Source organism: Massilia sp. S19_KUP03_FR1 (genome assembly GCF_036688685.1).
In the GTDB taxonomy this organism is placed as follows: domain Bacteria; phylum Pseudomonadota; class Gammaproteobacteria; order Burkholderiales; family Burkholderiaceae_D; genus JALYUM01.
Genome location: NZ_JAQQPS010000026.1, coordinates 70977 through 81003, shown reverse-complemented (window position 1 = coordinate 81003; position 10027 = coordinate 70977). Strand labels below are relative to the sequence as shown.

Here is a 10027-nt window from a genome sequence, read left to right as displayed (position 1 = left end):
GATCAACTCGTCAAGCACGGCTTTGGCGCGGAACAACGCCATGCTGCGACGAGGAATATGATCACACGAAACTAAACGCTTAACCTCGAGTGCAACTAAAACGATCAGCCAGGATGCAATGGCATTGCGCGCGGGGGCTGAACGTCGGTTGCAGGCATTGGCAAGCTATCCCTGAAATCCTGATAACACTCATCGAGTACATCGCGCGTAAATTTGCCGATTGCCGCGTACTCGATCTCGGTCAGGTTGGCCAGCGAGACTCGCGCCGACGTGTCGATCACGTCAAACCCATTACCCGGCAGCAGCACCACACCGGTCTCTTTGGCAAGTCGGAAAAGAAAGCTGATACCCAGATCGCTGCGGATGAACCATGCTTCGAATTCGGGTCCATACAAGGTGCCACCAATTTCCTGCAAATCGATCAACGAGTAATAGTTCACGTCATTCGGCGTGCGCAGCGCCTCTATCCCCATGTTGCGATACAAGGTCTGATAGCGTTTGCGCAGCAGCTGTTTGGCCGACTCCTTGTAGCGGTGTTCCCGGTCCATGAGTCCGTTGAGCGCGAACAGTGCCATCTGGAGTTGCTGGGGGAGTGATAATCCGGCAGTATGGTTGAGCGCGACTGCGCGGCTGTCAGCGACCAGTCGATCGATAAAACGAATGGTGCGGGGCGTGGTGGTGAGTGAGGCGTAGCGCGCATCGAGGAGCACTTTTTTCGCTTCCGGCAATGCCGCCAGCGCCGCGTCAAAGACATTATCGTCATGTAGTGCAATGGTGCCGAGGCGCCATCCGGTTGCGCCGAAAAACTTGGAGAATGAGTACACGCACAGAGCATTCCGTGGGCACTTTGCAAATAGCGACACAAAATTATCTGCAAAGGTACCGTATACATCATCGGTGACGATGAACAGGTCCGGGCGTTGCTGCGCCACCAGCGAGGCCAGTTGATCGAGAACCGGATCTGACAGCTTGGTCGAGGGTGGATTGCTCGGATTGACGAGGCAAAACAGCTTTACTGCCGGATCGCGCAGCTTGTCGATTTCACTGGCCGGCAGCTGCCAGTCGGCATGCCCATCCATGCGGATTTCAACGATCTCAAGGCCGTACTCGGCCAGTAGCGGAATTTCCAGATAGGGTGAAAAGATCGGCGTGCTGATGGCGATCTTGTCGCCAGGCTTGATCAAGCCATTCGCCTTCAAAGTTTGGAAAATATACGTCATCGCCGCCGTGCCGCCCTCGGTAGCAAACACCGAAAACGGTCCCTGATGTGCGATCGGGCCGAACATTTCCTGCGCCAGATACGCTTTGACGATTTCTTCCGTGTGCACCAGCATGCGCGGCGGGGTCGGGTAATTACAACCAAGAAAAGCTGTCACCATCTCGAGCAGAAACAGCTCCTGATCAAGGCCGAGCTGATCCTTCACATAGGAAATCGCCGCAAGCAGAAAGCGCACACCGGCCGTGCTGCGATGCGCGGTTGCGTAACTATCGAACCGCTGCACAATGCCGCTGCGCTCAGGCAGACCGCCAAAGCCGCTGTCGAGATACGAATAGGATCGCTCGGCCTCGCGCATGGAAAAATCGCCCAGGCTGAGGAATGCCCAACGCGGCAGGGTTGCCAGAAAATTCGGATTGCCGCGCCCCGCATTGAGCATCATGCGTTGGGCGTCCGAGGAAGCGATAGCGATAAGCTGATCCTTGAGTTCAAACGGGCTAAGGTTGGCAAATTGCTGAAAATCTTGTTGCTGCATGATAGGACTCGATCGCAGTTTAGGTGGCGGCATTTTTGGTGATGATGCCAACGATGACCGGCCCCCAAAGGGTCAGAAATACGTTGGCAACGGCGTAAGTAACGGTAAAAGACACGACAGGGGTCGCATTGCCTGCTTTGTCGAGCAGCGCTGCGAAAGCCGGGTTGGCGCTGCGACCGCCGGCGACACAGGCGAGCGCTTCGATTGGATTGCGAATGCGCAGCACGTACCATGAAAAAAAGAACGTCACGACTTGGGGTATCAGCGTCACGCCAACGCCGAGCAACAGCAGCGTGAAGCCATACTGCCGGATCGCGACCAATGCCTGCGGTCCCGCCGAGATCCCGACGATGCCAACAAAGACCGCAAGACCAAAATCGCGTAAGAAATTGGAGGCGCCCAAGGGCAGTGCTGACACGCGCGGATGGACGCTGCGCAGCCAGCCAAAAATCAGTCCGGAGAGCAAACAGCCGCCGCCGCTGCCGATCGAGATCGGGATGCCCATGATATGGAACTGCACCATGCCGATCAGGATGCCGATCAGCATGCCCAATCCCATGAAGATGAAATCGGTGACCGCTGCCGGATTGATCCTGTAGCCAATTTTTGCCTGCACCCGGTCCAGGTCCACAGGGCTGCCGATGAAGTGCAGTTCATCACCGCTTTTCAGCGTGATCTTGTTCAGCAGCGGAAGCGCCAGGCCCATGCGCAAGACCCGTGTCAAAAATACGCCGTGGCGCATATCCACCGCCACGTGGTCGTGAATTTCGCCGACTTCACGCCCGCTCAGCGCGCGATTGGTCAAAATGATTTCACGGCTCTCCTGCACCAGCAACATGTTCTCCGGCGCGCTGACTTCCTGGCCGAAGTAATCGGCTGCGGCTTCCATCACGACAACCATCCCGGTAACGGCCACCGTGTCGCCGGCCAGCACCACGATGCCGTCCGCGATCGGCAGCGCTTCCCCAGCGCGATAAACCGCTTCTACTGAGGCATCCGAGAGCGCAATGTCGATCGCCAGGGCAGTCTGGTTGACAGCCGCGCTGTCGTGCGCAACCAGATACATGCGCGTGGCAACGGCACGCGCTGCATTGAACTGACCCGGGTCGAGTTCGGCGTGCCCCCCGGAGATTGCAGCAGCAAGCTTGACGGCTTCCTGACGAATGTCCCAGCGCATCACCATCGGCAGGAACCACGTGACCATCACGATTGGTCCGAGCGACCCAAAGATGTAGCAAACCGCATAGCCAACCGCGACGTTGGTTTGCATCGTCTTGATCAGGTCAGGGGCCAAACCAAGCTTGGCGATGGCATCACCGGCGGTGCCGATGATGGCCGACTGGGTCAGCCCGCCAGCGGCCAGGCCGGCAGCCATGCCGCGATCGAGATCGAACATCCAGGCAGCGAGCAACACGCATAACAGACCCGTCGCGCACATCACAAATGCCGACGCCAGTTGATTGAGTGAGCGTCGGTTCAGAGCATGAAAAAACTGCGGGCCACCCTGGAACCCGACCGCGTAAATAAACAGCGCGAAGAAGATCGCCTTGATGCCGCCATTGACCTCGATGCCCAACTGGCCGATCACAACACCCACCAGCAAGGTTCCGGCGATCCCGCCGAGAACAAAACGCCCAATCTTGATTTTTCCGACCAGATAGCCGAGTCCAATCGTGGCAAACAGCGCCAGTAATGGCTCGCGTACAAGCAGATGCTGAATCAATTCCATTGCAGTTCCATGATGATTTTTCGCCAGAGTAAGGTGTGCACGCGCCGGTGCATTGAGTTCATGCTGCGGAACGCAATCGGAGAACCGGTGACCGATCAACGCGCAGAAATAGGACATCGGCCAGTACGCGCTTGAGTATCGTTGAGCCACCTGATTTTCTGCGTGTGGCTCCACACACAGCACCATGTCGATACGCGCAACAACGCCGTGCATACGCAACCGGCTCGCTCTGCCGGCTTGCGATGGGATGCTATATTTGACGCTTCCAAACCATGACAAGGCGCTCCGCACAATGGAAAAGATCATCCTCATCACCGGCGCCTCACGCGGCATCGGCGCCGCATGCGCCGCGCTGGCTGCCCGCCACGGCTACCAGGTGGGCGTCAACTATCGCCAGGACAGCGCCGCTGCCGCCAGCGTCGTCGCCGCCATCGAGAACATGGGCGGCACCGCCTTCGCCATCCAGGCTGACATTGCGCAGGAAGCCGATGTGGAACGCATGTTTGCCGCCATCGACACGCGCTTCGGCCCGCTGACCGCCCTGATCAACAACGCCGCCATGCTGTCCCCGCAGATGCGCGTCGACCAGATGGACGCGGCCCGCATCCTGCGCGTGATGGCCAGCAACGTCGTCGGCAGCTTTCTGTGCGCGCGCGAAGCCGTGCGGCGCATGTCGACCCGGCATGGCGGCAAGGGCGGCGCCATTGTCAACATGTCGTCGCGCGCCGCGGTGCTCGGCGCGCCCGGCGAATATGTCGACTATGCGGCCTCGAAGGCTGCGGTGGAGGCCATGACGATCGGCCTGGCGAAGGAAGTGGCCAGCGAAGGCATCCGCGTCAACGGCGTGCGGCCCGGCCTGATCTACACGGACATGCACGGCAGCGGCGGCGAACCCGGACGCGTCGACCGATTGCGCGCGTCGGTCCCCATGCAGCGCGGCGGCCACCCCGACGAAGTGGCGCAGGCGGCCTTGTGGCTGCTCTCGCCCGAGGCGTCCTACAGCACCGGCACCTTCATCGACGTATCCGGAGGGCGCTGACACTGCGCCAGGCTGGCGCCGATCGCAGCCTGGGACTGCACCGCCAACTCCCGCCGCTCGATGCCGGTCGAGGCGATCGGCGCCAGCAGGGCAACTCTGGCCTCGAAGGGGCCATGACGCAACAGGCTGACGATGCTGTCCCACAGCGACATGGCGCCGATGTATTCCGCGGCCGCGCTCAGCTGGCCATCCGCGCCCACATACGCGATTGCCACCGGATGCACCGGCGCGTCCGCCGCGATCACGCCGTGGAACAGGTTGGCGTGAAACGGCAACAAGCTGCCCTGCGGCCCCGACGTCCCCTCCGGAAAAAACGCCAGCCGCTCGCGCTCGCCCAGATGGGCCGCGATGGTGGCGTTCGCCGTCAGCAGTCCTGCGCGCGCGCCGCGCGCCACATAAATGGTCCCCGCGCGCGCGCTGAGCCAGCCGATCGCCGGCCAGCCGCGCACCTCGGATTTCGCCACGAAGCGACAGGTGCCGATGGCATTCAGCACGAACACATCGATCCACGAGACGTGGTTCGCCACCACCGCCCCGGCCGCCTCGCCGTGCCCCGGGCCGCTGACCACCAACCGGACGCGAAACACCCGCAGCAAGCCGCGCGACCAGCGCCGCACCAGCGCGTTGCGGCGCGCTGGTGACAGGAAGGGAAACAGCAGTGCGCACTGCAGCAGGCCGGAGAGCAGATGCACGCCCACCTGCAATAAGCGCAAATTAATCATGCTTGCCCAGCGCCAGCACGCTGACCAGCACGATGGTGGCGGCGCCCAAGACATAAATGGTGGCGTCGAGCGACGCGCCCAGCGCCACGCCGATGCCGTACAGCGCGAGGAAGCCCACCGACAAGCCATTTTCGAGGAAATTCTGCACGGCCACTGACACGCCCGGACGCATCAGGCTGACGCCGCGCTGCTGCAAAACCGCGTTCATCGGCACCAATAAAGCACCGGCCAGCACGCCGGTCGCCAGCAGCAGCACGGCGGCCGCCCACACGCTGCTCACCTGCGTCATGGCCAGGATGCCGCCGCCCAGCAGGCAGGCGCGCAGCACCACGGCACTGCGGGTGGCGGCCGCGTGGGCGTGCCCTGCCCCCAGCGCACCGCCGACCATGCCCAGCGCCAGCAGCGCCGGCAACAGGGCCGCGCCGGCCAGCGGCAAGCCGAGCGCTTGGCGCGCCCAGGCGATCATGAGAAATTGCAGCACGGCGGCGCAGGCCCAGAACACGCTGGTCACGCCCAGGGAGAAACGCGCGGAATCGTCCCGCAACAGGGTCTTGAGGGCGGCGTAAAAGCCGCTGGCCGGCGCCAACGGCTGGGCCGGCGATTTCCCCACCAGCAGCGCACTGGCCGCCGCCAGCGCGTACAGCGCGGCCAGCACGATGCAGGCCGCCTTGACGGCGCCGCTGGCCACCATCAGGCTGCCCAGCGCCACGCCGGCCAGGATCGACACGATGGTGACGATTTCCATCGCCGCATTGGCGCGCACCAGCGCGCGACCGCTGGCCAGTTCCGGCAAGATGCCGTAGCGCGCCGGGGCGTAGGCCGCCGCACCCAGGCCAATGGCGCCGAACACGATCAGGGGATCGGCGCCGCACGCCAGCGCGCCGGCGCCCAGCAATTTCAACAGGTTCACCAGCAACATCAGGCGGCCCTTGGGCCAGCGGTCGGCCAGGGGGCCGGCCAGCGGCGCCAGCACGACGTAAGCCGCATAGAAACAGATGCGCAGCGCGGGAGTGGCCCAGGCTGGCGCGGCGCCACTTTCCAGCAGCGCGATGGCGACGATCAACAGGGCATTGTCGGCCAGCGACGTCAGCAATTGCGCGCCAAGCACAGCGGCCAGCGTGCGCCGCACGGAAGGCGCGCCGTTGATTGCGCGCTTCATCCGGTCAGGAATTGGGCGCGGTAGCGCGCCGACAATTCATCCATTCGCATCATGATGGGCAGGTCGGCGGTGCCAAAACTGGCGTCCCAGGACGGCGGCCCCAGCACTTTGGCGCCGCCGCGCAGGTAACCCTTGATGAGCGGCGGCATCGCGCGCAGGGCCAGCGGCACCGCGTCGACCAGCACCAGCGCGCAGCGCGGCTGTACCTGCCAAGCCTGGCGCGCCAGGTACGTGTGGCGCACGCCATGCCACAGTGCGCAGGCATCGGCCAGCGCGACGCTGGCGCAGCCGACCATGGTATCGAAGCGATGCTGGACCATGTACTGGCCCAGCGCCGACCACAGCGCCAGAATCACGCCGCCGGATCGCCATGCCGGACTGACGCAGGCGCGCCCCAGCTCGACCATGTGGCTGCGCAGGTGATCCAGCGGCGCCAGGTCGAATTCCTGGTCGGCATACAGGCCGCCGGCCTGGCGCGCGCCGGCCGGCGTGAGCACGCGATAGGTGCCGACCAGCTGGCGCGGCGCCTGCCCGCTGCGCTCTACCGCCCACACCAGCAGGTGTTCGCAGAACGGATCGAAGCAGTCGCGGTCGAGCCGGGCCGCCATGGCGTCGGGCTGCAATTGGGCACCCATTTCGCCTGCGAAGACGTCGAAACGCAGGCGCTGTGCGGCGGCCACCTCGTCCTCGCTGGCCGCCCAGCCCACCTGGAAGGTCCAGTCGTATGCGATGGACGGGCAGGCCAGCATCAGTTGGAGGGCGGGTAGGTATCGAGCAAGCGCTGCTGCGCAGCATTCAGGCGCGCCAGTTCGAACAGGCCGATGGCGGCCGCGCCGCGCTTGCGGTTGGCCGCGCCGATCTCGAACAGTCGGCGTTGCTTGGCGAAGATGGTGCGCAATCCCGCCACCAGGCCGGTCGCCGGATCCCAGGCCTCGATGGCCTCGGATCCGGCGCCGTTCACCTCCATGATGGTAAAGCCGCTGCCCGCGCGCAGCGCCTCGCAGGTGGTAAACCGCACGTCGAAGCGGCCGAAGTGGAAATCGGTCATGTCGCGCGCGATGGCGTCGATGCTGGCCGTGAGCGCCGGGGTAATGCAATCCTTGCCGTCGCGGTACAGGCCGCCGACGCGGGTCGAGCCGATGGTCGAGAGCCGCACACGCTCACCGGCCGCCGGCACGCGCGCCAGGTCGGCGCTGCCACGGTGGGTGCATTTGCCTAGCGAGCGTCCGGCGCGGCAACTGGCCTGAATTAATTGCTCGATGGAATTGCGACCGTCGCCAATTACCTGCGGAAAATATCGCAGCGCCAGGCCCAGCACCCGGCCCTGTCCGGTCACCGGATCGCGGGCATAAAAAATACCGGCCTCGTTTTCTTCCGGCAGGTACTGCTGCAGGATCATCGTTTCGGCATCGGGAAAATGAAAGGCGTAGCAAAACAGTTCACGCAAGGTATCGACCTTGCGCACACCGTAGCCGCACATGCCCAGGTCAGGCTTGACGATAATCGGGAAGTCCAGCCCGGCGCTGGCCATGGCCGCTTGCAGCGCCGGTTGGTCCAGGCCGCGGTGTTTGCGCACGCTGGCAAACGGCGCCGTGGCCGCGCGCGCCAGCGCGCCCATGCTGTCGAAATATTCGCGCTTGCCTTCGCCCACCAGGCCACCGGCAGTCAGGGCCGGATTGGCGGCGCTGGGCACCGTGAACCCGCCGAAGCGCAGGGACAGATACAGCCACTGGCATGCCAGTGGGGCGATGATCGCCCACTTGGGCAGGCGTTCGAGGGCGCCGCGCTTCGGTTCGAAGGCAGGCGCATCGCCGGCGAGGACGCGGTCGGGGAACATGGCAGGTCAAGATAATGATCGGGATTCAAGCATCCCACAGCCGCGCATCCTGTTCAGTTAGCCAACGAACACAGCTGGGTTATGCAGGGGCGCTGGAGCGATACCCGATGCGGAATCCGCCCCAGTGCGCGCCGTCGACGTAGATCGGCGCAGACAGATCATGCATCACTTCGCCCGTGTCGCGTTTATAGGTTTGCAGCAGGAACGGCTTTTTGTTAGCACCGCAGCGCCCGCCGGTGCGGTCGTTGAAGATGCGCTTGGTGCGGTTGTTGACGATGTCGACGTCATAGTCGCCGGTCAGCGGCTGCGAGAATTTTTTGTTGTGCGTCGGGAAATAGCCATTGTTGTCGACCGCGCCGCAATAGGCCAGCTGGGGCATCGCAACGAGCAACGCCTCTTGCAGGTCGGGCAGGACGGCGTCGGTAAATCCGTCGAAGCGGGAGTGGTGCTTGGGCGGATTGGTGTCGGGGATGGGGCGGTAGCGGCGGTCGAACAATGCGTCGCGGGTGATCTTGCCCGACGCAATGGCGGCGCTGAACAGCCGGCCGATGTCGGTCGCGGCCCCTTGCGCAGCGGCACGGATGGCGTCGTGGCTGGTGCGCACGTTCGAGTCGCTCAGGGCCGCGGCGATCGCCTCGGCCTGGTCGGCCAGCGCCATTGCCGCATTCGCGGCCAGCGGCAATTGTTGATCGGTCGACAGCAGGCTGGCGTCGACGCGCGAGAGCGACTCCATGATGGCGCGGGTGGTCTCGACGTGGCGCAGCGCTTCGCCGGCGATCTGGCCAATTTCGCGCTCGGACTCGCCCGCCGATTGTTCGATGCTGCCGAGGAAACCGTGTACCCGACCGACATTCGCGGTGGCGTCTTCCACGGCAGTTGTCAGCGCCTGCATGGCGACGCTGGCCTGTTCGGCCTGCTCGTTAATCGCCCGCACCATCAGGCCGATTTCGTCGGTGGCTTCCTTGGTGCGCTGGGCCAGTTGGCGCACTTCGCCAGCCACCACGGCAAAACCGCGCCCGTGCTCGCCGGCACGCGCCGCTTCGATGGCGGCGTTCAGCGCCAGCAAATTGGTGCGCGCCGAGATTTCGGCGATGACTTCGGTAAAACCGGCGATGCCTTTCGATTTGGCCTGCAATGCCACCATGGTCGCGGCGGCGTCTTGCGCCTGCTTGCCGGCGCTGCTGATACGTGTCAAGCCCTGGTCGACTTCGGTGCGGCCGGCCACGCTTTGCTGGCGCACCTGGGTGGCCACGTCGACGGCGCGCTGGGCGTGGTTGGCGATCTGCTCGGTGCTGCTCGCCACGATGGCGGCGTCGGTCACCATGGCGCCGACGGCGGCGACGTCCTGGTCGATTTTCTTTTTGACGGAGTCGACAAAAAACGCCGTTTCGGCGGCGCCAATCATGATGGCGTCGACCGAGCCGCCGACGACCTCGAACAGTGCGCCCTCGCTGTCGTTGCGGGGGCGCGACAACAGTGCAAATACAGCAACGCTGATGGCGCTGGCCAGCACGTTCACGATGAGGAAAGCGCTGGCGGCCGGCGCAAACCAGCGCGCGGCGCATGCGACAAGGGCGCCGGCGGCGATCGCCGCAAGGGCAATGGCAGCCAGGCGCATGGCTGGTGATGTGAAATTCATGTCTCCGTCCCGCGCCTTGAAAGCGCTGTCAGCGTGTTGCGGTGAATCAAAAAATTCTTTGAGGCACCAATTCTTCAAGGTACAACATTGCGGGACGAATGGAAATGTTAATAGGGCATCTGGGAAATTTACCACAAGAATTGCCGTGAAC

General features: G+C 63.7%; 8 protein-coding genes. 1 reads left to right on the top strand and 7 read right to left on the bottom strand.

What is annotated here, in order from left to right; genetic code table 11:
* Positions 1 to 104: 104 nt before the first annotated feature.
* Together V6M87_RS23600 and aspT are read right to left on the bottom strand one after the other, a co-directional pair.
* A complete protein-coding gene (locus tag V6M87_RS23600; protein ID WP_332879118.1) occupies positions 105 to 1751 on the bottom strand; it encodes a bifunctional aspartate transaminase/aspartate 4-decarboxylase in 1647 nt (548 codons plus the stop codon).
* Between the two features lie 19 nt (positions 1752 to 1770).
* A complete protein-coding gene (gene aspT / locus V6M87_RS23595) occupies positions 1771 to 3786 on the bottom strand; it encodes an aspartate-alanine antiporter (protein ID WP_332879117.1) in 2016 nt (671 codons plus the stop codon).
* Between aspT and V6M87_RS23590 the strand changes: the two genes are divergently transcribed.
* Complete coding sequence (locus V6M87_RS23590) at positions 3773 to 4519, top strand: SDR family oxidoreductase (RefSeq protein WP_332879116.1); 747 nt, start codon at positions 3773 to 3775, stop codon at positions 4517 to 4519. The genes aspT and V6M87_RS23590 overlap by 14 nt on opposite strands.
* Here the strand turns inward: V6M87_RS23590 and V6M87_RS23585 are convergent.
* The 5 genes from V6M87_RS23585 to V6M87_RS23565 all read right to left on the bottom strand — a co-directional run bounded on the left by V6M87_RS23585 (position 4477) and on the right by V6M87_RS23565 (position 9876).
* On the bottom strand, positions 4477 to 5241 hold the full coding sequence (locus tag V6M87_RS23585) for a lysophospholipid acyltransferase family protein (protein WP_332879115.1): 765 nt from the start codon (positions 5239 to 5241) through the stop codon (positions 4477 to 4479). The two genes, V6M87_RS23590 and V6M87_RS23585, sit on opposite strands and share 43 nt — an antisense overlap.
* On the bottom strand, positions 5234 to 6400 hold the full coding sequence (gene lplT / locus V6M87_RS23580) for a lysophospholipid transporter LplT (RefSeq protein WP_332879114.1): 1167 nt from the start codon (positions 6398 to 6400) through the stop codon (positions 5234 to 5236). Before lplT ends, V6M87_RS23585 begins: the two co-directional genes overlap by 8 nt.
* Entirely contained in the window at positions 6397 to 7149 is a 753-nt protein-coding gene (locus V6M87_RS23575; RefSeq protein ID WP_332879113.1) for a GNAT family N-acetyltransferase, read from the bottom strand. The genes lplT and V6M87_RS23575 overlap by 4 nt, the downstream gene beginning before the upstream one ends.
* Positions 7149 to 8237, bottom strand: coding sequence for a hypothetical protein (locus V6M87_RS23570; RefSeq protein WP_332879112.1), 1089 nt, complete (start codon positions 8235 to 8237; stop codon positions 7149 to 7151). The genes V6M87_RS23575 and V6M87_RS23570 overlap by 1 nt, the downstream gene beginning before the upstream one ends.
* A 79-nt stretch (positions 8238 to 8316) precedes the next feature.
* Entirely contained in the window at positions 8317 to 9876 is a 1560-nt protein-coding gene (locus V6M87_RS23565; RefSeq protein ID WP_332879111.1) for a methyl-accepting chemotaxis protein, read from the bottom strand.
* Between the last annotated feature and the right edge of the window lie 151 nt (positions 9877 to 10027).